A 21,263-nucleotide genomic window follows, 5' to 3' on the forward strand; every position below is an offset into this window, starting at 1 on the left:
AGAAATGACAATGACCGTACATGTAGACATCGTCAGCGCGGAGCAAGAAATTTATTCCGGCTTGGCCGAAATGGTTTTTGCGCCCGCCGAACTAGGCGAAGTCGGTATCTCGCCGCGCCATGCGCCGATGATTACCAAACTCAAACCCGGTGAAGTCAGGGTCAAGGTCAGCGACAGCGAAAGCTATCCATTCTTTGTTTCTGGCGGCATTTTGGAAGTCCAGCCGCATTTGGTGACGATATTGGCCGATAGCGCGATTCGAGCGAAAGACATCGATGAAGCAGCAGCACTAGAAGCCAAATCCCGAGCCGAGGAAGCATTATCCGATAAAACTAGCAAGATCGATTATGCGACCGCTCAGGCACAATTGATGGAAGCGGTCATGCAATTGAGGACTTTGGACAGACTCAGAAAACGCGGCGGATAACACCGTGGCTTAAGCCATATAAAAGCCCGATAACGATAAAGCGTTGTCGGGCTTTTTTTGTTTAAAGGAAATGAAAAAATGACATTAACGACTATAATTTTAGCAGCAGGCAAAGGGACGCGCATGCGTTCCGAAATGCCGAAGATTTTACATCAAGTGGCTGGAAGACCTTTGCTGGAGCATGTCTACGATACCAGTAAACAATTGGCCGATAATCGGGTAAATATTGTTTACGGACACGGCGCGGAGCAAGTTCGAAATCGTTTAAGTCACCTCGATGCTCAGTGGATAGAGCAAATTCAGCAATTAGGCACGGGACATGCCGTGCAGCAAGCCATCGATTATGTCGATGATGACGATACCGTACTGATATTATATGGAGATGTGCCTTTATTGAAGTTGTCGACGATCGAAACGTTGATTGCCGATGCAGGTAGTAATGCCTTGGCATTATTAACGGTCGTGTTATCCAACCCCACGGGTTATGGCCGCATCGTGCGGGGCAGCGACAATAGAGTTTTGAAAATCGTCGAAGAAAAAGACGCATCTCCCGAAGAAAAAGCGATACAAGAAGGCAATACCGGTATCATGGCATTGAACGGCGAACAATTGAAAAAATGGTTAAGTCGCTTGCAGAATAATAATGCACAAAACGAGTATTATCTAACCGACATCATCGAAATGGCTGTCAATGATGGAATTGGCATCGTAACTTCCCAGGCCGAGACCGAGGACGAGGTGTTGGGCGTCAACAATCGAATGCAATTGGCACATCTGGAGCGTGTTTATCAAATGGAGCAGGCGAATAGCTTAATGGAGCGCGGAGTTACATTGAGAGATCCTGCGCGTTTCGACATCAGGGGAAGCATCGAGCATTTGGGTTCCGATATCGAAATCGACGTCAATGTCATTCTCGAAGGCAGCATTAACATAGGCAGCAATGTAACGATCGGCGCAAATACGCTTATAAAAAACTCGATCATTCACGATAATGTCGAAATATTGCCGAATTGCGTGATCGAAAATGCCGAAGTCGGTAAAGCTAGCCGCATCGGACCTTTTGCACGGCTAAGACCCGACGCCAAATTAGCCGATAATGTTCATGTCGGCAATTTCGTCGAAATCAAAAAGTCCACAGTCGCGGTCGGTAGTAAAATCAACCATTTGAGTTATATTGGCGATAGCGTCATCGGTAGCGGCGTCAATGTCGGTGCCGGCACGATCACCTGTAACTACGACGGTGTCAATAAGTTCAAGACCGTGATCGAAGATGGTGCGTTTATCGGCTCGAATTCGCAATTGGTTGCGCCGGTTACAATCGGTAAGAATGCGACGATAGGCGCTGGATCGACGATTACGAAAGACACCCCCCCTGAAAAATTGACCTTGGCGCGGGCCAAACAAACCACTATCCCAACCTGGCAAAGGCCGGTAAAAAAGGAGAAATAGTATGTGCGGAATCGTCGGCGCAATTGCGCAACGTAACGTAGTGCCGATATTGATCGAAGGCCTCAAGCGCCTTGAATATCGCGGTTACGATTCGGCCGGATTGGCCATTGTCGAAGATGGTCAGCTTTATCGCAAGCGCGAGGTCGGCAAGGTTAGAGGCTTAGAAGCCTTGATTGCTCAGGATGCGATACAAGGTAATATCGGTATCGCTCATACGCGGTGGGCGACGCATGGCAAACCGAGTACCGCGAATGCTCATCCTCATGTATGCCGCGACAAGGTTGCAGTCGTGCATAACGGCATCATCGAAAATCATGAGCAATTGAGGAATAATCAGAAAGCAGTCGGTTATGAATTTACCTCCGAAACCGATACCGAAGTGATCGTCAACGAAATATATGGCGCACTGGAAAACACTGATAATCTGCTCGGCGCGGTCAAGGAATCGATCAAAAAGCTCGAAGGCGCTTATGCGTTAGGCGTCGTTGCAAAGGATCACCCGAATACCTTGATCGCTTGTAGAAAAGGTAGTCCGCTCGTGATTGGAGTCGGCATCGGCGAATATTTTATCGCCTCCGATGTCGCCGCGTTGCTGCCGGTTACGCAACGTTTTATGTTTCTCGAAGACGGCGATGTTGCCGAAATTACGATCGATAAAGTCGTCATTTACGACAAGGACGACAACCTAGTCGACCGGTCGATCAAAGAAAGCCAGCTCAAGGCCGATTCGGTCGAAAAAGGCCTCTATCGCCATTACATGCTCAAGGAAATCTACGACCAACCTTGGGCGATTTCCGAGGCGCTCGAAGGACGCTTTATCGATAATCGCCTTCAAGAAAGCGCGTTCGGCCATAATGCCGGCGAGGTATTCGATCAGATCGAATCGATACAGATACTTGCTTGCGGGACGAGCTATCATGCCGGTTTGGTTGCCCGCTATTGGTTCGAGAAATTAGCCAAAGTGCCTTGTAATATCGAAGTAGCCAGCGAATATCGCTACCGTAAACCGATCGTCCCCCCCGGCACCTTGGTTGTGACGATTTCGCAATCCGGCGAAACCGCCGATACTTTGGCCGCATTGCAAGAAGCCAAAAAGCTCGGTGCAAAATATTCCCTCGCGATCTGTAATGTTCCGGAAAGCTCGCTAGTCAGAGAATCCGACTTAGTGATGATGACTCGTGCAGGCCCTGAAATCGGCGTCGCATCGACGAAAGCCTTCACGACGCAATTGGCGACCTTGTTGCTTTTAGTCATTGCGATAGGGAGGCGCTTCGGACTGACGAAAGAGTTGGAAAACAAAATATCTTCGGAGCTTTTCAGTTTGCCCGGAAAAATCGAAGCGGTTCTGCAATTGGACGACAAGATCAAACAATTGTCCGAGCAGTTCGCCGAAAAACAGCATGCTTTATTTTTAGGTCGCGGGACTCATTATCCGATCGCGATGGAAGGTGCATTGAAGCTTAAGGAGATTTCCTATATTCACGCCGAAGCTTATCCTGCGGGCGAATTGAAACATGGGCCGTTGGCCCTGATCGATGCCGAAATGCCGGTCATCACTGTCGCGCCGAACAATAGCCTGCTTGAAAAACTCAAATCGAACATACAGGAAGTCAGCGCCCGAGGCGGTCAATTGATCGTGTTTATGGACGAAACATTGGCGGCCGAAAACGATGTCAACGTTCAAATTATTAAAATGCCGCCGGTTGAAAACGAAATATCGCCGATTATCTATACCATTCCGTTGCAATTGCTGTCCTATCATGTCGCGGTCCTAAAAGGGACCGATGTCGATCAGCCGAGAAATCTGGCTAAGTCGGTAACGGTCGAATAAATAGCGGAGAATGAGCACGAATGGCTTGCGCTTGACAATAAAGTCGTAATTTTTTAGAAAGCATGGATGCACCTGTATGAGCTATGCAAAGCTCGTAAAGGGTTTTGCCGTCTACTCCCTTTTGATCGAAAAACCATCTAATAACATACTCATCGTAGCTGAAAATTCGGCCTCGGGGTGCCCGTCAAAGGACGCTGTAAACAATTATCCAAGACAATTAACCATGGCTGGGCTATGGAGTTTAGGTGCTGGGTAAGCCCTTCCGTGGTGGCTTGACGGCGGCTTTCCCTGCCGCCGACATCATCGCTAAGCATGCTCTACGCCCTAACTTGACAAAACTTGACGTTCGCCTATACTTTGCGCATGCAAAAGAGATTGAATACCGATAAAGCGCAACAAGCAATTGAAAAAGCGGGGCTGACTCAAACCGCTGTTGCTGATGCTTTGAGCGTATCCAAAGAAGCCGTTTCTCAATGGCTAAATGCCAAATCTTTTCCTCGTCCAAATAAGCTTCTTCAGTTAGGCAAGCTGCTAAATCTTGCTTTCGATGAGTTGGTCATCAAAGAAGATCCCTTTACGCCAAAGGTTGCCTTTCGAAAGATGAAAGGTACCAAAACAAAAGACCATCATATAGAGAATGCCCAGGAAATTGGCCGCTTTTTGCGTCACTTGGTACCCTACCTGCCGTTTGACACTCTGGAAATGCCCCCGGTACTTAAATCGCCCAGCTGTGATTATGACTATCTTCGCAAAGTAACGGCCAAGGTCAGGGAAGATATCAACCTGGGGCTAACTGATTGTGTGGACTTTACCCATCTCATAAGACGTTTTGGTGAACTACAAGCTGTAGTGGTGCCGGTGATGTGGGGTTCAAAAAAGCGCCATGAGAATGCGGTGCATATTTACTTGCTTGATTCCCAAAGCACTTGGGTCTACTTAAATCTCGATACTAACATTCATGACTTTAAATTTTGGATGGCTCACGAGCTTGGTCACTGTTTGTCGCCTAGCTTGGAAGGTGACGAGGCTGAAGACTTTGCAGATGCTTTTGCAGCGAGCTTGCTATATCCTCATGAGTTGGCAGAAAAAGCATATATCTCTATCTGGTCAAAGCCCACGCCAGCTGCAAAAATCGCTCATGTAGTAGATCTTGCCGATCAGCTTACGATTTCACCCTATACCGTATTTGAGCAGGTTAATAAATATGCTGTAGCAGTAGGAAAACCAGAGATTAAGCTGAGTAAAGCATTTCATGGAGCGGTAACCAACTTCAACAAGCGTTACAAAAACGTAAGCGAAGCTCTCTTTGGTGATGCCGAACTGGACGATCATGGTAAGCCAAGTGCCCGTGAGTATATCGCTAAAGCCGAGGATACCTTCGAAACGCCGTTTTTTGAACTCCTTAGAAAGTACCTGAAGGAGCACAACAAGGGATCAGGTTTTGTTCAGACTGTGCTGGATATGCCACTACTTGATGCATGGAGTATCCACGCAGAGTTGACCTAATGCCCCAATCGAAAATTCTCGTTGATACCAATGCCTATTTAAGGCTGGCAAGAACCATTCGCCCTTTATTATTCGTGCCTTTTGGTGACAATAAGTACTGCCTGTATGTCCTACCAGAGCTGAATAAAGAGCTGGAAAATCGCAAGCTGCAAAGCAAGTTCCACTGGGTAGACGAAGAAGAATTTGCAGATAATCGCAAGCACTTTCCCAAAATCAGCAAAAAGCAAAAGAGTTCCATTCAACAAACCTTCGAATACCTTTGGAATCATGTACAAACGGATCTGCCTGGCCCTTCCAGAGTAGATGTGATGTATATCGCCTATGCCTTGGAGTTGAATGTGCCGGTGGTCACCGATGATCAGGATATGACTGAATTGGCGAATGAATTCGATACCCAGGTGATGTCTACTCTGGAGTTATTGAAAATCATGCTTGACTGCGGTCATATCGACATGAAAACCATCGATGGTCTTTGTGACTATTGGCGCTATATCGCCGATCTTCCTGCCAACTTTAAATTTGATTACGATCGCTTGTTTTCTGATCCGCAAGATTGAAGAATCACCCTTGGATTTCTATTGGCTTGACCTACAACCATGATCCACTATAGTGACTACTTTGTACTTTTTCGACATATGTAAAATTTCTCGTCATGAGTGATGTCATATTGACCATTAAAGACGTGGCCGAATACCTCAAGGTCAACGAACGCACTATCTACCGGTTGGTGGCAAGCGGCGAACTGCCGGGATTTAAGGTGGGTAACTCGTGGCGATTTAAACAAAGCGAACTGGAGCAATACATCGCATCCCAACACAACCGTACAAAATTCACAGATCAGGAATAACGGCCCCCATGGCACAACTTGAAAATATTGAAGCAATTGAAAAACGTTTGTGGAAGGCGGCCGATACTTTGCGCGGTAATTCCGAGCTGGCCGACAAGATTGCCTGTAACTTTGAGGAGTTGGGGGTATGAGCTCCCCCGATACTTCAATCCCATAAAGCTTGATACAGACGATTGCCCAGACCATAGAGCAGGCTAGAGGCCAGGTTCGTAACGCGGTAAATCAAGCCATGGTCGCGAGTTATTGGCAGGTTGGGCGATTGATTGTAGAACACGAGCAACAAGGCGGAAGTCGGGCGGCCTATGGCAAGCGTCAGTTAGAAACGCTTTCTCAGCATCTGACGGAGCGTTTGGGTAAAGGCTTTGATGTCAGAAACTTGCGTAATATGCGTGCATTTTATCAAGCGTATCCAAATCGGAACGCAGTGCGTACCGAATTGAGTTGGACCCATTACCGCTGTTTGTTACGCATTGAAAATCCGGCAGCCAGACAATGGTATCAGCAAGAAGCCATCCAACAACATTGGAGCGCCCGCGCCCTGGAGCGGCAAATCAGCAAACTCTATTACGAGCGGCTACTGGCTAGTAAAGACAAAGCCTTGCTTGAAACAGAAGCAGCCAATAAAACTGCGCCGTTGGCTGAAAGCGCCAAAGATTATCTACGCGATCCATACATCCTGGATTTTTTGAATCTGCAAGATAAGAGCTATCAGGAAGCCGAGCTGGAACAGGCTATCATCACCAACCTGCAATAGTTTTTGTTGGAGCTGGGCAAAGGCTTTGCCTTTGTCGAGCGCCAGCAGCGCATTCGTTTCGACGATGAAGATTTTTATCTCGATCTGGTGTTTTACAACTTCAAACTCAAATGTTTTTTACTGGTGGATTTAAAACTCGGCAAACTGAAACATCAGGATGTAGGGCAAATGGATACTTATGTGCGTTTGTATGACGAGCAACGTAAAGGCGATGACGATAATCCCACCATTGGCTTGGTGCTGTGCAGCGAAAAAGGCGAAGCCGTCGTCAAGTATTCGGTACTGACCGACCAGCAGCAATTATTTGCCGCTAAATATCTGCCGTATCTGCCCAGCGAGGAAGAGCTCCGCACAGAACTGCAAAGAGAACGCGAACAGATTACCGCGCAGCTTGCATTGAAACAGGAGACCGGTGATGAGTAAGGCTGGATGGGAACGATTGTGCCGCAAGGTTATAGCAGTGAAATTGGCTGAGAAAATCATTCGTAACTTCGAGGAGTTGGAGGGATGAGTTGGGTGAAAAAAAATGTGGATGAAATTGCTGATTTCACACTAGGAAAAATGCTTGATGAGAAAAAGAATCGGGGGGAGCTTCTACCCTATTTGGCTAACGTGAATGTCCGTTGGGGTGAGTTTGATTTGACTGAACTCAGAGAAATGCGTTTTGAGCCGCATGAGCTAGATAAATATTCAGTATCAAACGGTGATATCGTAATGTGTGAGGGCGGTGAACCGGGACGTTGTGCAATTTGGACGGATGAGAAATCTTCAATAATGTTGCAGAAAGCTCTCCATCGAATTCGACCAAAGCAAGGAATAAATAGCCAATTTTTATATTACGCCTTTTTAAATTTACGAAAAACGAATGGCTTTGCGCCGTATTTTACAGGTTCTACGATTAAGCACTTACCCAAGCAACAGTTAGCAAAAGTCGAAATATATACCTTTCGCACTTCAAATTTCGGCAGTGCCTGAGGTGGCGCCGGGGTGTTCGGCAAAGGCTTTGCCGGCATAGAGCCTACATAAACGTCTTTACGGCGTCCTTTGACGGGCACCCGGTGCCGAATTTTGATCTGCGATGGGTATATATACCCAATATTGAACTACAGAAGAGAATTTCTTCATTCTTGGTGCTTTACGACAACCTAATCGAAAACAACCGCCGCCGTATTCAGTTGCTGGAAGAATCCGCTCGCCTGCTATATCAGGAATGGTTTGTTCATCTGCGCTTCCCCGGCCATGAGCAAGTGAAAATTGTCGATGGTGTGCCGGACGGGTGGGAGATAAAGTCGGTTAGAGAGTTATTAGGAAAGGTTTTGAAAAAGAAAAAAGTAAAGAAAGAAGAATATCTATCCGAAGATGCAGTGCCCTGTGTCGACCAGTCACAAAACTTTATTGGGGGATATATCGATGATGAAGAAGTGGCAATTACGGAAAACTTACCTGTTGTTGTTTTTGGAGATCACACCCGAATAGTTAAGTACATTGATTTTCCGTTTGCTCAGGGCGCAGATGGTACTCAGTTATTAGTTCCTAGTGACGACCGAATCCCGAGGGATTTTTTCTATTTCATGATGTCTTCAATAAATGTCGCGAATGCCTTTTATGCTAGGCATTTTAAGTTTTTAAAAGCGAAAGAGGTTTTACTGCCGGATATTAAATTGATGACTGAGTTTAGTGCGATTGTAAGCGACAGCATGAGCCAGATTAAGCTCCTGAGAAATCAAAATAGAAGCCTTGCCCAAGCCCGCGACCTGTTATTACCTAAACTCATGAGTGGCGAGCTCACCGTATAAATCAAAGGAAATATTATTATGGCCATGACAGAACAAACGCAGGTTCAAGAAGTAACCGCCGAGTACCTGCTGAACGAATTAAAGTGGGACGATTCTGTTATGGGGTTGCACGAACGTCTGGGTCGTGAAGGCGACTTGGGGCGTTTATCCGAGCAGGAGGTTATTCTGACTCGCTACCTTGGCGAGAAACTGATTGAACTGAATCCTGGCTTGCCTGAGGCCGTTTACCAAGAGGCGCTGCGCATCGTGACGGCCTTGCCCACCTCGACCAACATCGTTGCGATCAATAAAGAAAACTATGCCCTGCATAAAAATGGTGTAGAGGTTAGCTTCCTGAATGACAAAGGTGATCGGGTAAAAAAGCGCCTGCGTCTTTTCGACTTTGAAACTTACGAAAACAATCACTTTTTGTTAGTGCGTGAGTTTTGGATTAAGGGCGATATTTACCGCCGCAGGGCGGATTTGGTCGGTTTCGTTAATGGCATTCCGTTGCTGTTTATGGAGGTAAAAAACGTTCATAAAGACATTCGAGCTGCCTATGAACAAAACCTCGCCGATAAACATGTAGTCGAGCAAAAGCTTGCGAAATTGATGATGCAGAATCCGTTGCGCACGGACTATCAGGAGCATTACGAGCGGTTGGTTAAGGAATACAATCAAGAGAAGGATCGTGTCGTTATAGAAAAAACTTTTGAAGCCCTGTTGAAACTAAATGATGAGTTATCTCATGAAGAAAAGCGGGCTGTGCGCGAAGGGCTGAATGAAGAATCTTTGGTGCTTTTTGATTTGCTCAGTAAGCCAAACCTCCAACCCATAGAGATTGCTAAAATTAAAAAGGTCGCAGCAGCGCTGTTGTCAACCCTTAAAACTGAGCGTCTGCGGGTTGCCAATTGGCAGCAAAAAGAATCGACCCGGGATGCGGTGAAGCAACAGATTTTCGACTTCCTTTATGATGAAAAGACCGGCTTACCTGTAGAGCAGTATGCCGATGATGAAATTGGGGTAATTACTGAAAAGGTATTTATGCATGTGTTTAGGGCGTATACACAGTTACCATCGCCTTACTATATTTAAGCGGTGCCTATCTTGTTCCCAATTTGGTAAGTTGTTGTAAAGTAACTGGCAAAAAATATCACCCAGTTTTTTTTAGAAATCCGCCAATCAATGTATTCCGCAGGCATTATTTCAATGGATAGCCTAGAATTCATTAGGCAAAGTATGCCCAAGCTTCATGACATCTGTAAGAAAAGGCACCCGGAGGCCGCTGTATCCTGCGTGGCCTAACGGGGTCCAGGGAGGGGTGTCATAAGTTAAACCAAATTGACTAAGCGTTCTAAGAAATAGGATAACATATTGATTATTCTAATGCGTTTGCCCTGGCCCGGGGGATATTTACTTTCAGTTTTGTAAAACCATGAATCAAGTTGGTCGCGCCCTTGAGCTTTTTCGACCGTTTCTAGTGGGCGTTGTCATGATACCATTTCGGCATCATGACAATACTGTTTGGATTTAGGCCTTGATTTTTAAATGTATCAATCGTCATTTTTACGGTCGATTTTTGCAAATCAACTACCGTAATAGAACCATCGCTCATATTTGGTAAATTTAAAAGGTTATTTTGCACAAAGGCATATCGTTCATCAGGAGAAAAGACAACATGATGCGAGCCCTCCGCAGTTGCAACCGATTTTTCAAGTACCGGTTTGGCTGGATTTTTAATATTGAAAATATTTAAATAACCTGGGCTTGCTGTCGTAATATACATTTTGTCAAGCTTATGGTTAAAGTAAATTTCTAAAGGGACTCCTTGTTTTAAAGAGTTAAAATCAAAAACTTGTGAAAAGCTAAAGTTTTGACTCATGCTATTCCAAACGCCTGTCCACAAGGTATTGCCAAACATGGTATTGATATAAAGCCGCACTGGATTTGATTTAGGTAAAAATACCGCCTCAACAGGGGCTGAACCTGAAGGTGATGCTTTTTCCGACATTTTATGTGTAGAGAGTATTTTGCCACTGCGGGCTGTGATGATCGTTACTGTTTCATCTGCATCGCTGAAATCAGTCGGGTGCACCGTGTTAGCAATTACAATTCGATTAATTTCATCGTTTATTCCAATACCGTGCGGATGGCTAATAAATTTTTTGCTTGTCGCCGTTTTGGCTGCGGCAATGACTTTAATCTGCTTATCTGTTTGTGCATCGCCCATAATGACATTGCTAGAACCCATACAGGTGACATACCATCTTTTTTTATCGCCTGAAAAGACCAAGTCTTCCGCAACCTGACACTCAGGAACAGAAATGGTCTTAAGCTCATAAGGTTGTTTTGTCATATCGATTACTTGCAAGGGGTTACTGCCTAAGGATGCGACATAGGCCTTAGTGACATCTTTATTATAAAAAATATGATGCGCCACTAAATCTGTGGGTAATGGAATATCCTTTACAATCTTTCCAAAGTTCTCAGAGTTGAAATCAAGATCAATAATCGCTAATCCTTCCCGCTTTAGCGTTTGATCTGGTTTACTTTGATAATTAACTAACGCTAGAATTTCAGCTTGTGCCAGCATTGGATAAAGGAAGGTTAAAATAATAAGTGACTTTTTTAATAGGTACGTTATTTTCATAATATTTTTAAAATAGAGTGGATGTTGAGTTAATAATTTATTATCAATGGGCTAAATATCTACCTAACAGCGTAACATTGTGAGGCGTGAGGGGAAACTTAGTCTGCATAACGTTGATAATAGTTGTCACCTATTTAAGTAAGCAGGCCACCTAAAATTGACTGATTAATCATTTTTCATCTGCCTGCCAATAATACGCATGGTGCCGATAAAAAAATGTAATGAACGACGAACATCCGGGTCGTTCAGCGAGCCGATTAATTGAAACAAACCGGGTGGCTTTTCTAATGCTTCTGTTTGAGCATGCGCCATACGCACGGCATTACCGGCTGTCCAACCCAAGGCTAAAATTTCTTCGCCTACTTTAGTGGTTTTTTCCAGCGCCGCTTCATCAAGAAATTCGATATTGTCCGATATGATTGACAATAAATCGATGATGTTATTGAAGCGTCCGGCTTGTACTAAGGGAGTTGCTTTATCGATTAAATTCTTAATACCATCAATGGTTGCCGGGTCATTAAGAACCGTATCCGATATAAGTTTTTCTACGTTTGTATTTAACTGTATTTCTTCAGACATAAGTAATTCCTCTGTAATCAAACCATTCCACGCGCAACAGCCCAATAAATGCCGCGATTAAACGTTTTACGCATTAAGCCCCCGAGCTTGGTAGGTGGGGCGACCTGTACATCATGTTTATAGTCGTACCAGAGTGGCATGCCGGCTTCCAATCCCATTTGAGCGATTGCCTGTACTTTCCCATCATAGATAGCAGAGGTATAACCGCGACGAATTTCCGAAGCGATATTTTCCACGACAACAGGTGATTGGTTATGGCAAGTGCCACCGGCTTTGCTAACTGGCAAATCAACGGTATCTCCCATCACATAAACATTATCGGTGCCGTACATTTTCAAGGTCTCAAAGTCGGTAGGTAACCAGCCTTCATTATTTTGGGCTTGTGACTTTCCTGAATTAATGACGGCATCTACCGCACGAATAGGTGGAGTGGCCATTAAAATATCGAATTCTTGAGATTTACCTTCTTCCGAATAAGCTATTTTTGCTTCGGGATCGACTTTATCTAAAGTAAAACCGCGTTGATATTTAATGTTTTTACTATCGAAAATGGTAGGCAACACATCGCAGGTTGGTTTCTGCAAAAATAAACAATTACGCAATAATTGAGAGACGGTGGGGTAGCTGTAAATAATTTCTACACGGTCACGCACGCCGCGTTTACGTAAATATTCATCAAGCATTAACGTGGTTTCGATAGGGGCAATGCCGCATTGATGAGGTACGTTCGGGGTCTTGGGAAAATTGACAGTGATAAATATACGGCCCTCTTCGATGGTGCGTAATTTATGAGCGAGTTGTTGTGCCGCTTTAGTCTGATAAAAATGATCGCCTGCCTCTTTCAATCCTTCAATACGTTCCGGTGCCGGAATACAGCCGGTAGAAATAACCAGATACTCATAATCGTAGCGCTTGCCGCTTTCGCAGAGGACACGATTTTGCTCAAATTCGAAACTTTCAACGCCATCGACATAAAAAATAATTTCCGGGCGTAATAATGAACGTTGTTTACGCACCAATTCATGGGGATGATAGGCATTAAAGGCCACATACATATTGGCGGGTTTATAAATATGGTTAGGGGAATTTGAGAGCATCATAATCTCAATTTCACCTTTTAGAATCTCCGGATAAAATTTAGCGACTAAATTATTGGCGGTCATCGTACCGCCAATTCCGCCGCCTACGACGATAATGCGTTTTGTCGAGCTAGTCATAATGACTCCTTTACTTGATTATTCAGTTAAGGGGCAACGTGTTAGGCGCATCAATAATGAATATTTTGCGCCATGTACAAGAAACCCCGTTTTTTTAGTCAGTCGACGCGTTTGAGCGCGCCGGAAGGGCATTGATTGATAACTTTAACGACTTCAGCATCAGTCGCTTTGTCCGGTTCGATCACAAATTGTCCGTCGACTACTTTGAATACTTCGGGCAGTGATTTGACACAGTTGCCGGAATGAGAGCATGTTTGTTTATCCCATTGTATTTTCATGATGCTTAGCCTCTACTATTTTCAGCTGTTGTTGGATTTATCATGGTTTTTACTTCGGCAATGGAATTTGCCGGAAACTCGCCACGTTCCGCATGTGTTTTAATGCTTTGTTTATCGGGGGCGATGTAAATGCAATAGATTTTGTTATCTGTCACATAACTTTCCACCCACTGAATTTGCGGCCCCATGTCGTTCAGGATACAACAGGACTTTTGTGAAATTTGTTGCAGCTCTACCGCGGTTAATTGGCCTGCATTAGGGATTTCTCGTTCAATAATATATTTAGGCATATTGTCTCCTATACTGTTATATGACCAGTCGTCTGATGTTGGTTGTTTAAAAAACGATATAAGCCATAATGGCGATATCGTTTAAAAGTTTGTTAGTTAAACAGTCCTTTCAAATGATTCATTCTTAAGTTTGTGGTGGAATGTTCACGGCTAATTCGGCCGCCTTCCAGGCTGCAATGCCGCCATTAATATTTCTAATATGTTTAAAGCCCATTTGTTGCATCACAGCCGCCGCCATGGCAGAGCGCCCCGAACTGGCACAAAGTAGTAGCCATTTTTTATCGCGATCCATTAATTCTTCACGACGACCTGCGTATTGGCGGTCTGCCGCCGCTTCCAGTATCCCGCGTGGAATATTTAACGCGCCCTCAATAGTACCTGACATAAATTCGGCAGGTTCGCGAACATCCAGTATCTGATAGCCTTCATCCAATAGAGATTTAACATTTAATACCTCTATTTCGTGTATTTGTGATTTTGCTTGTTTAACAAAATCCATTAAGGTTTTTTCTTCGCTCATATCAAATTCCCATGGTTGTATAATTGACCGGTCGTCTTGTTGTTGGGCAAAAAAAGACCAAACAACCGGCGGTTGTGTCGACTTGCCTTGTTCCTAATCTAAATTGGACTAGGCAACAAAATAATCATTCAGTAAGGTATCGCAAAACTCTTGCAAAGGTTGCACGGATTGTTCGATTTTCATCCGTAACAACGCACCTTGCCAATTATTTACCAACAAGTTAGCCATAATTTCGGCGCTTCGATCAGTACGTACCGTGCCTTCTTTTTGTGCTTGCAGTAATGCTTTATATTGCAGCGCTTTGTAGCGTTCAATGGCAGATTTTAGTGCCTGATTGCACCGTTCACTGGTATCGCCAATTTCACCCATCAGGTTACCCAATAAACATCCGCCTTTGTATCCATTCTTTTCCACTGCAACAATAAGCTCTGCATAGTAGTTTTTTAAAGCAGAGAGCGGGTCAACCTGTGAGTGTTGTAGGTGCTTCGTTAATAGCTGTATAAATGGCTCCATATAATGGGTAATGGCTTGAGCAGCAAATTCTTCTTTGCTATCAAAGTAGCTATAAAATGAACCCTTGGGCACCTGTACGGCATTTACGATTTCGTTAATACCGGTTGCATGATAGCCCTGGTTCATCAGCAGATAAACACCCTGATCTAATAATTTTGTGCGTTTGGAGAGTTTGCTGTTCATAGTGGATGCCAATATACGACTGGTCGTATATTTTGTCAATAATTTGTTTCCGACAAGGGGTAGTCGCAGAGGAAGTTCAGTACTGATTAATGGTATATAAATAATGCTGTGTTTTACCTTATTGCTCATGGCTTAGCCATTGTTGCGTAAACTGCGCTCCTTCCGCTCAACTTGGAGTTGAATGACAGCTAATTTAAACCCTTCCCGCATTGAACGCGAAGCTTCGAATGGCAACTTTGGGTCGGTTGCAACCAGTGACGAATGGCCGATTTCAGGAATCAGAATTTCATTGACCGCTCTCCGGCGATGAATCTGAAGAGCAGACGGTCGCCTGGCGCCCCGAACCTGACAATCAATATGTCTGCGTTTTAACGACAGGTATGTTTTACCAAACAGACGCTCAGAGTTATTTTACCCTGACGCTAAAGAAGCGCACAGCCTGACATCACGATAGGGTATAGTCTTAACTGGAACTTCCGCCCATTGCTTGGTACAGAGCCGCGCTATCGACGAGGCGCTGCGCCTGAGCCGCGATCAAGTCGATTTTGGTCTGTTGCGCCGCTTGTTGTGCGATCAGTTGCTGAACGTAGCTTGCTGCGCCCAGTGCATATTGTCTCTGCACGGATTGCAAAGAACCCTGTGCCGCAGCATCGGCGGCGGCCAGTGCCGCCAATGCCTGGGCATCGTTCTCCAGTGCCCGCAGGACATCGGCCACATTGCGCAGGGATTCGAGCACGACGCTTTGGTAATTGGCCGCTGCGGCATCGAACGCGGCCAATGCCGCGCGCTTTTCGGCGGGCAGTGCGGGATTAAAGAGCGGCTGGGTCAGTTGTCCAAGGACGTTCCATATTGCCGAACCGGGGCCGAACAATGCGCCTGCAACCAAGGTCTGCGTAGCGAGATCGGCGCTGAGATTCAGTTGAGGATACAACTTGGCGATTGCGCTGCCGTATTCCGCGTTGGCAGCGTGCAACAGCGCTTCTGCGCCCAGGATGTCGGGGCGGCGGCGCACCAACTCGGAAGGTACGATTAAGGGTAAATCGGACGGCAATGTGAATTCTTCCAGCTTGAAAGAAGGTAATCGCCCATCTCCCGGGGCACGGCCGCTGAGTGCGGCCAACAAATGTTCATTCTGCTGACTCTGTTTGCGCAACACAGGAAGTCCGGCGCGAGTCTGTTCTACTTGGGTTTGCAGCGCCAACACTTCATCCGGTGCGCCCTGGCCAAGACGCACGCGTTCTTGGGTAAGGTGCAATTGTTCATCTTGAGTGCGAAGAATAGCCTCCGTAGATTGTATTTGTGCCGCAAGCCTGGCTTGGGCGATCGCAGCGGTAACGATATTGCCCGCCAAAGTCAGCTGCGCACCGTCCAATTCGTGACGACGATACTCGGTTTGCGCGGCTAAAGCCTCCAAGGCGCGGCGGTTACCGCCGGCAAGATCGAGTTGGTAATTGACGTTAACACCGGCGTTAAACAAACTGAATTCCCTCGCCTGGCCATCTTGCCCCAATACGATGGGATTAAAGCGTTGTCGTTGCGCGCTGAAACCGGCATCGACTTGAGGATACATCATCGCTCCCTCCTGCGCTGCATGGATTTCCTGCGCCTGACGTAATGTGGCTCTTGCAGAAGCCAGCGTTGGACTGGCCTGAAAAGCCTGCTCTATCAGCGCGTCGAGTTTGGAAGATCCCAGATCACGCCACCACTGTGCGCTCACGTCTGCGCCGACCCTAAAGTGCTGTGCCTCCCCCAAAGCCGTGGCTGCGGATGCCGTTTGAGTCGATAAAGGGGTTGCGGTGTAGGCTGGCGTATCGGGGGCGGCCGGTGGTTTGAAATCGGGCCCTACGGTACAACCCGTCATTAATCCGGCAAAAATGATGGCTGTATATGTCCGAACCGTCATGTGATCGGTCTTCGATCGATCAATACCGTGACGGTGTATTCTTTCAACGTTGCCCATAAAAATGTTCCACGAACGATTGACGGAAACTCTGATGGCAAGCCAGGCAACTGCTTTGTAGATTCGCAAAGGCTGTGATTACGCCTTGTCCGTCGTTCCGAGCGGCAACTTGTTTCAGCGCCCGCGCAGCTCGATGCGTTAATTCATCCTGACTTTCGAACGTGCCCATATCGGCGCCAATAAACGTCAGGATACGCATCTTCTCGATAACTGGCGGCTCTGGATGCTCGGCGATCTGTGGTGCAACTTTGGCGACCAAAGCCCAATCTTCACGAGAAATGGCGTCAGTGATGGTCTGCATGTTCTTACCGAGTTCTTGCATGATCCTGTGTAGTTCTAACGGCTTAACTTCGGTATCTCCATCGGCCCAAGCATGCGAATAGATGCCGACTATAAATACGCTGGCTGCAATCGCTTTAAAGAGGTTTCTAACGAAGTTTTGGTATGTCATAAAGCGCCTTGAATTAAATTGTTTACTCACTCGAATCCTCGTCCTTCGCCGACTTCCTCATGGGTCACGCCGTCGCGGATATGGTAGATGCGTTTGAAGGTGGGAATAATTTTTTCGTCGTGGGTCACAACGATGATGGCGGTCTCGAACTGGCGTGCCATGTCGTTGAGTATACGGATAACGGCCATGGCCCGTTCACTGTCGAGCGGCGCGGTGGGTTCGTCTGCAAGAATCACAGGCGGGCGATTGACCAGCCCGCGGGCGATGGCCACGCGCTGCTGTTCGCCGCCGGAAAGCTGCGACGGCATGGCACGGGCGCGGTGTTGTATATCCAGCGCGGTGAGAAGCTGCAGCGCTTTCGCACGCGCTTTACTATTGGGAATGCCTGCCAACATCGGCAGCAGTGCAACGTTGTCGGTCACATCGAGAAACGGAATCAGGTAGGGCGCCTGGAATACAAAGCCGATCTTGTCGCGCCGTAAGGCTTGCAAGTCACGTACTTTCCAGTCGTTGTCAAAGATCACCTCATCACCGAGAACCATGCGGCCGGCAGTCGGATCGATCACCGCCCCCAGACACTTTAGCAGGGTGCTCTTGCCGGAACCGGACGGCCCGATAAGCCCTACCACCTCACCCGGAGCAACCTGCATGTCCACGCCCCTCAAGGCATGGACAGCGGTATCGCCCTCGCCGTAGCGTTTCTTTAAGCCTTCAATGTGAATGCCTTTGCCGCTCACCTTAGCCTCCTATGGCTTCGGCCGGATCGACCTTGAGCGCCATACGGATAGCGACAAGGCTAGCCAGTGCGCAGATTGCCAGCACAGCGAAAAAACCTGCGACGGAGTCTAGCGGCATTAATAATACGTACTTAGGAAAGATCGGCACCCAGAAGGTAGCGGTGATTTTTCCCACCACAAAACCTATAGTGCCAAGCGCAAGCGACTGCTGCATGATCATGCCGGCAATGGTGCGGTTCTTCGTGCCGATCAGTTTAAGTACCGCGATTTCCCGGATTTTTCCCAAGGTCAAGGTATAGATTATGAAGGCGACAATGGCCGCGCTGACGATGCTCAGAATCACCAAAAACAAGGCGATTTGCCTGGCTGATTTATCGATTACCTTGTCCATCAAAATCGATTCCATCTGGGTACGGGTATAAACTTGCAGGCGCATCCAGCGACGTATCGGCTCGGCTGCATCCTCAGGTAGCGTGCCGGGTTTGAGCTTTACAAGTATCGCGTTAACGTAGGTGTTGGAACTTTGCGATGCGTTCACCACAGCGAGCAGATCGGGAATGCCTGGGCGATTGAAGGCCGGGTTCTCGGCATTGCGGCGGCGCTGCTGAACCAGAGCATCGTTGTCTTTCAGAAATTGCGCTTCTTGTGCGTCTTTGAGCGGAATGAAAACCATCGGGTCACCGTTATAAGATACCGTGCGCTTAGACAATCCGACGACAGTGTAAAAATTGCGGCGGATTCGGATGCGCTCGCCGAGCTGAAATCCGCTGGAAATATCGGCAATGGCTTCATAGTGACTACGCGTGATATGTCGCCCGGCGACGAGATAACGGGGCTGTCCCGGAGTGCCCGGCTTGCCGGCCGTGACGCCAACCACCATGGAGCTAACATCCTGCTCGCCGTGACCTACCTGCATAATCAGATAGGTGACATTGGCTGCGTATTCCACGCCCGGCATATTCAGCAGACTGCGATAAAGATCGTCGTACAGACTGGATGACTCGGCATAAGGCCCCTGTGTGCCCTGCTGCACTACCCACAGATCCGCGCCTGTGTTGTCCAGCATCACCTGTGCGTCGTCGACCATGCCCCGATAAATGCCGGCCATGCTCAGCGTCACGCCGATCAACAATCCCAGACCGACGCCGGTGAACACGAACTTACCCCAAGAATGGAGAATATCGCGGCCCGCCAAGCTGATCATCGTACAGCACCGGGAATGTGTTCAACCACATGAATTCGGCTGCGTGCGGTCAGCGCCTTTTCGCTGTAAACCACTACCCGGTCGCCGTTCTTGAGTCCATCGCGTATTTGCACTTGGCCATCGAGATCAGCAACGCCTAATTTAACAGGGGTAAAGTGCAGGTCGCCGTCCATAGCTTGCCAGAATCCCACTTGGCCATTCTCGCGATGGATGGCGGCATTGGGAATCACTGGGGCGGCAGGTAGCGCCGGCAAGTCGACCGTGACTTCGGCCAGTTCACCCAGCGGCGGCAATGGATCGGGGGGCAGATCGAAACTCACCTTGGCAAGCATTTCCTCGGTCACGGCGTCAGCTTTGGGTTCCACCCGCAGTAAGCGGCCGGCCAACACATGGCCACTGCGCGAACGCAACACAATGCGGGCCGGCAGTCCAGCGGCAAGCCCTGCTGCACTGATCTGGTCGAAGCGTACGTTCAACCATAAACTTTCGGGATCGATCACTTCCACCACAGCTTGACCAGCAACGACAGTTGTGCCGGGATCGGCATCGCGGGAGCTGACCAAGCCGTCAGCCGGCGCGATCAAACGCAGGTTATCCCCCTGCGTAATCAGTGCTTCCCGGTCAGACCGGGCACGGGCGACGTCTTCACGGGCGACTGTAAGTACGGCATCCGCAATCTGCAATTCCTGTCGCTTGGTGGCGACTATTTCTTCGCTGGTCGAGCGTACCGCAAACAATTGTTCATATCGATGCAACTGGGCCTTCGCATACGTTTGCCGTGCCTTCGCTTCGCGCAATGCCGCTTCGGCACGCTTGAAGGTCGATTCCTGCGAGCGGACGCGATCATCGAGGTCGACCGGGTCCATCTCGCCTAACACTTGACCGCCCTTCACCCGATCCCCCACATGCACCTCCAGGCGTTGTACGCGACCGGCAACCGTGGGACCAATTTTGTAGGTGTAGCGCGCCTCCACCGTGCCGATACCGAATAGCGCCGGGGCAATTGACTTGGCCTCCACCTCCGCGACCGTCACGGTTACCGGTGCCAGCGGACCGGATCGCAAGGCGACGTAGACGAAAAGCACAAGCAACGGCACAATAACTGCCAGAAGCGCCAAGGTTCGTTTTTGTAGAGGCATGCGATTCATTGCGCACTCCGGATGCCACGCTGATAAATTGCAAAGACGCGTGGCGCATCGTGGCGGATACGCTCCACATTGCCGGCCAGCAGCGATTGCATGACCAGGCCTTGGATCGTGCCGATAAACAGGTTAGCCGCGGCTTCGGTATCGAGTTCGATGGACAGCTCGCCGCACTCCTTGCCCGCCTCGATCAGTCGGTGCAGTCGTTCTCCATAACGCAGGATCAGAGTTTGCACTATGCGCTTGGGCGCTGTCTGCTTGGTACGTTGCAATTCTCCAAACATCATTCGGGGAACTCCTGGATGCTCGGCCACGAACTCGACGTGGCTCATGAATATCGCCTGCATCGCGGCTAGAGGCGATTCAATACCTTGCGCGGCACCATCAATCCGGGCCATGAGGCGCTCCGCCACCCACTCCATGACGGCCTGCCAAATGGCATCCTTGGTCGGAAAATGACGAAACAACGCACCCTGGGTCAGGTTCATATGTTTGGCGATAGCCGCAGTTGTGATTTCGCTGGGGTTTTGCAAACCCGCCAACTCAACCACAGCCTCGACTGTTACGGCCCGACGTTCATCCGCAGGAAGATGTTTTACATGGCTATTCACGATTGCTCTCAAAAAGATAGTAACTAATTACTATCTTAGTGTAATAAACAAATTATGCAAGCGGTAAATTATTCAGCGGGAGGTTACGATGGCTCAATTGTTGACCTAAGCGTACGCATTTTTCTAAAGACTATGTGCGCTTCAGCGATGCCGATTACCCCTTTTCGGCATAACACATCAATATATGTTTGGATGGACTAGGTGCTAACACATGGTCTTATTCACTTAGTGAATTAATTGCTTCTACAATGCTTAAACTCTCCTACCATAAAAGCTTAGCGTACTATTTTTTCCGAATTCTGTGGCTGCTCCTTATTAGTTGTTCGGCAGGTCTCGAAG

The 21,263-nt window shown here is 47.7% G+C and carries 25 protein-coding genes; 12 read left to right on the top strand and 13 right to left on the bottom strand.

The features are described 5' to 3' along the window. Nucleotides 1-4: 4 nt before the first annotated feature. The 12 genes from MEALZ_RS01655 (at nt 5) to MEALZ_RS01700 (ending at nt 9,684) form a co-directional block, all read left to right on the top strand. On the top strand, nt 5-427 hold the full coding sequence (locus MEALZ_RS01655) for a F0F1 ATP synthase subunit epsilon (protein WP_046060932.1): 423 nt from the start codon (nt 5-7) through the stop codon (nt 425-427). Nucleotides 428-505: 78 nt separating this feature from the next. After that, nucleotides 506-1,876 carry a bifunctional UDP-N-acetylglucosamine diphosphorylase/glucosamine-1-phosphate N-acetyltransferase GlmU gene (gene glmU / locus MEALZ_RS01660; protein WP_014146846.1) on the top strand — a complete coding sequence of 457 codons (1,371 nt, stop codon included), beginning with the start codon at nt 506-508 and terminating at the stop codon, nt 1,874-1,876. Between the two features lies 1 nt (nt 1,877). Further along, on the top strand, nt 1,878-3,707 hold the full coding sequence (gene glmS / locus MEALZ_RS01665; RefSeq protein WP_014146847.1) for a glutamine--fructose-6-phosphate transaminase (isomerizing): 1,830 nt from the start codon (nt 1,878-1,880) through the stop codon (nt 3,705-3,707). A gap of 375 nt (nt 3,708-4,082) precedes the next feature. Beyond that, the gene (locus tag MEALZ_RS01670; protein WP_223842341.1) at nt 4,083-5,213 is read left to right on the top strand and encodes a helix-turn-helix domain-containing protein; all 1,131 of its coding nucleotides are present in this window, start codon (nt 4,083-4,085) and stop codon (nt 5,211-5,213) included. Continuing rightward, the gene (locus tag MEALZ_RS01675) at nt 5,213-5,770 is read left to right on the top strand and encodes a hypothetical protein (RefSeq protein ID WP_014146849.1); all 558 of its coding nucleotides are present in this window, start codon (nt 5,213-5,215) and stop codon (nt 5,768-5,770) included. Before MEALZ_RS01670 ends, MEALZ_RS01675 begins: the two co-directional genes overlap by 1 nt. Before the next feature lie 95 nt (nt 5,771-5,865). Continuing rightward, nucleotides 5,866-6,060 carry a helix-turn-helix domain-containing protein gene (locus tag MEALZ_RS01680; RefSeq protein WP_014146850.1) on the top strand — a complete coding sequence of 65 codons (195 nt, stop codon included), beginning with the start codon at nt 5,866-5,868 and terminating at the stop codon, nt 6,058-6,060. Between the two features lie 8 nt (nt 6,061-6,068). Further along, the gene (locus MEALZ_RS23680; RefSeq protein ID WP_269844356.1) at nt 6,069-6,191 is read left to right on the top strand and encodes a hypothetical protein; all 123 of its coding nucleotides are present in this window, start codon (nt 6,069-6,071) and stop codon (nt 6,189-6,191) included. Between the two features lie 29 nt (nt 6,192-6,220). Continuing rightward, on the top strand, nt 6,221-6,814 hold the full coding sequence (locus MEALZ_RS23310; protein WP_014146851.1) for a DUF1016 N-terminal domain-containing protein: 594 nt from the start codon (nt 6,221-6,223) through the stop codon (nt 6,812-6,814). Between the two features lie 3 nt (nt 6,815-6,817). Next, nucleotides 6,818-7,237 carry a PDDEXK nuclease domain-containing protein gene (locus tag MEALZ_RS23315; RefSeq protein ID WP_014146852.1) on the top strand — a complete coding sequence of 140 codons (420 nt, stop codon included), beginning with the start codon at nt 6,818-6,820 and terminating at the stop codon, nt 7,235-7,237. 84 nt (nt 7,238-7,321) lie between these two features. Then, nucleotides 7,322-7,789 (top strand): restriction endonuclease subunit S, encoded by a 468-nt coding sequence (locus MEALZ_RS01690; RefSeq protein WP_014146853.1) that lies wholly within the window; start codon nt 7,322-7,324, stop codon nt 7,787-7,789. A gap of 83 nt (nt 7,790-7,872) precedes the next feature. Then, complete coding sequence (locus MEALZ_RS01695) at nt 7,873-8,610, top strand: restriction endonuclease subunit S domain-containing protein (protein ID WP_162472903.1); 738 nt, start codon at nt 7,873-7,875, stop codon at nt 8,608-8,610. An 18-nt stretch (nt 8,611-8,628) separates the two neighbouring features. Beyond that, nucleotides 8,629-9,684, top strand: coding sequence for a type I restriction endonuclease (locus MEALZ_RS01700; protein ID WP_014146855.1), 1,056 nt, complete (start codon nt 8,629-8,631; stop codon nt 9,682-9,684). A 382-nt stretch (nt 9,685-10,066) separates the two neighbouring features. Here the strand turns inward: MEALZ_RS01700 and MEALZ_RS01705 are convergent, their stop codons facing one another. The 13 genes from MEALZ_RS01705 to MEALZ_RS01765 all read right to left on the bottom strand — a co-directional run bounded on the left by MEALZ_RS01705 (nt 10,067) and on the right by MEALZ_RS01765 (nt 20,924). Then, a complete protein-coding gene (locus MEALZ_RS01705; protein WP_046060935.1) occupies nt 10,067-11,239 on the bottom strand; it encodes a YncE family protein in 1,173 nt (390 codons plus the stop codon). Between the two features lie 165 nt (nt 11,240-11,404). After that, the gene (locus MEALZ_RS01710) at nt 11,405-11,818 is read right to left on the bottom strand and encodes a DUF1641 domain-containing protein (protein WP_014146857.1); all 414 of its coding nucleotides are present in this window, start codon (nt 11,816-11,818) and stop codon (nt 11,405-11,407) included. A gap of 17 nt (nt 11,819-11,835) precedes the next feature. After that, nucleotides 11,836-13,035 (bottom strand): NAD(P)/FAD-dependent oxidoreductase, encoded by a 1,200-nt coding sequence (locus tag MEALZ_RS01715; protein ID WP_014146858.1) that lies wholly within the window; start codon nt 13,033-13,035, stop codon nt 11,836-11,838. A 98-nt stretch (nt 13,036-13,133) separates the two neighbouring features. Continuing rightward, entirely contained in the window at nt 13,134-13,313 is a 180-nt protein-coding gene (locus MEALZ_RS01720) for a (4Fe-4S)-binding protein (RefSeq protein WP_014146859.1), read from the bottom strand. Nucleotides 13,314-13,318: 5 nt separating this feature from the next. Beyond that, nucleotides 13,319-13,603 carry a DUF4242 domain-containing protein gene (locus MEALZ_RS01725; RefSeq protein ID WP_014146860.1) on the bottom strand — a complete coding sequence of 95 codons (285 nt, stop codon included), beginning with the start codon at nt 13,601-13,603 and terminating at the stop codon, nt 13,319-13,321. Between the two features lie 124 nt (nt 13,604-13,727). After that, nucleotides 13,728-14,123, bottom strand: coding sequence for a rhodanese-like domain-containing protein (locus tag MEALZ_RS01730; protein ID WP_014146861.1), 396 nt, complete (start codon nt 14,121-14,123; stop codon nt 13,728-13,730). 108 nt (nt 14,124-14,231) lie between these two features. Continuing rightward, on the bottom strand, nt 14,232-14,819 hold the full coding sequence (locus tag MEALZ_RS01735; RefSeq protein WP_046061312.1) for a TetR/AcrR family transcriptional regulator: 588 nt from the start codon (nt 14,817-14,819) through the stop codon (nt 14,232-14,234). Nucleotides 14,820-15,282: 463 nt separating this feature from the next. Then, nucleotides 15,283-16,779, bottom strand: coding sequence for an efflux transporter outer membrane subunit (locus MEALZ_RS01740; RefSeq protein ID WP_014146863.1), 1,497 nt, complete (start codon nt 16,777-16,779; stop codon nt 15,283-15,285). Next, a complete protein-coding gene (locus tag MEALZ_RS01745) occupies nt 16,766-17,260 on the bottom strand; it encodes a cytochrome c (RefSeq protein ID WP_014146864.1) in 495 nt (164 codons plus the stop codon). Before MEALZ_RS01745 ends, MEALZ_RS01740 begins: the two co-directional genes overlap by 14 nt. Then, a complete protein-coding gene (locus MEALZ_RS01750; RefSeq protein WP_014146865.1) occupies nt 17,257-17,967 on the bottom strand; it encodes an ABC transporter ATP-binding protein in 711 nt (236 codons plus the stop codon). Before MEALZ_RS01750 ends, MEALZ_RS01745 begins: the two co-directional genes overlap by 4 nt. A 1-nt stretch (nt 17,968) precedes the next feature. Then, nucleotides 17,969-19,171: an ABC transporter permease gene (locus MEALZ_RS01755; protein WP_014146866.1), complete on the bottom strand. Its 1,203-nt coding sequence runs from the start codon at nt 19,169-19,171 to the stop codon at nt 17,969-17,971. Beyond that, nucleotides 19,168-20,319, bottom strand: coding sequence for an efflux RND transporter periplasmic adaptor subunit (locus MEALZ_RS01760; RefSeq protein ID WP_014146867.1), 1,152 nt, complete (start codon nt 20,317-20,319; stop codon nt 19,168-19,170). The genes MEALZ_RS01755 and MEALZ_RS01760 overlap by 4 nt, the downstream gene beginning before the upstream one ends. Next, the gene (locus MEALZ_RS01765; protein WP_014146868.1) at nt 20,316-20,924 is read right to left on the bottom strand and encodes a TetR/AcrR family transcriptional regulator; all 609 of its coding nucleotides are present in this window, start codon (nt 20,922-20,924) and stop codon (nt 20,316-20,318) included. Before MEALZ_RS01765 ends, MEALZ_RS01760 begins: the two co-directional genes overlap by 4 nt. Between the last annotated feature and the right edge of the window lie 339 nt (nt 20,925-21,263).

Origin of the sequence: Methylotuvimicrobium alcaliphilum 20Z (genome assembly GCF_000968535.2) — a bacterium.
GTDB lineage: Bacteria > Pseudomonadota > Gammaproteobacteria > Methylococcales > Methylomonadaceae > Methylotuvimicrobium > Methylotuvimicrobium alcaliphilum.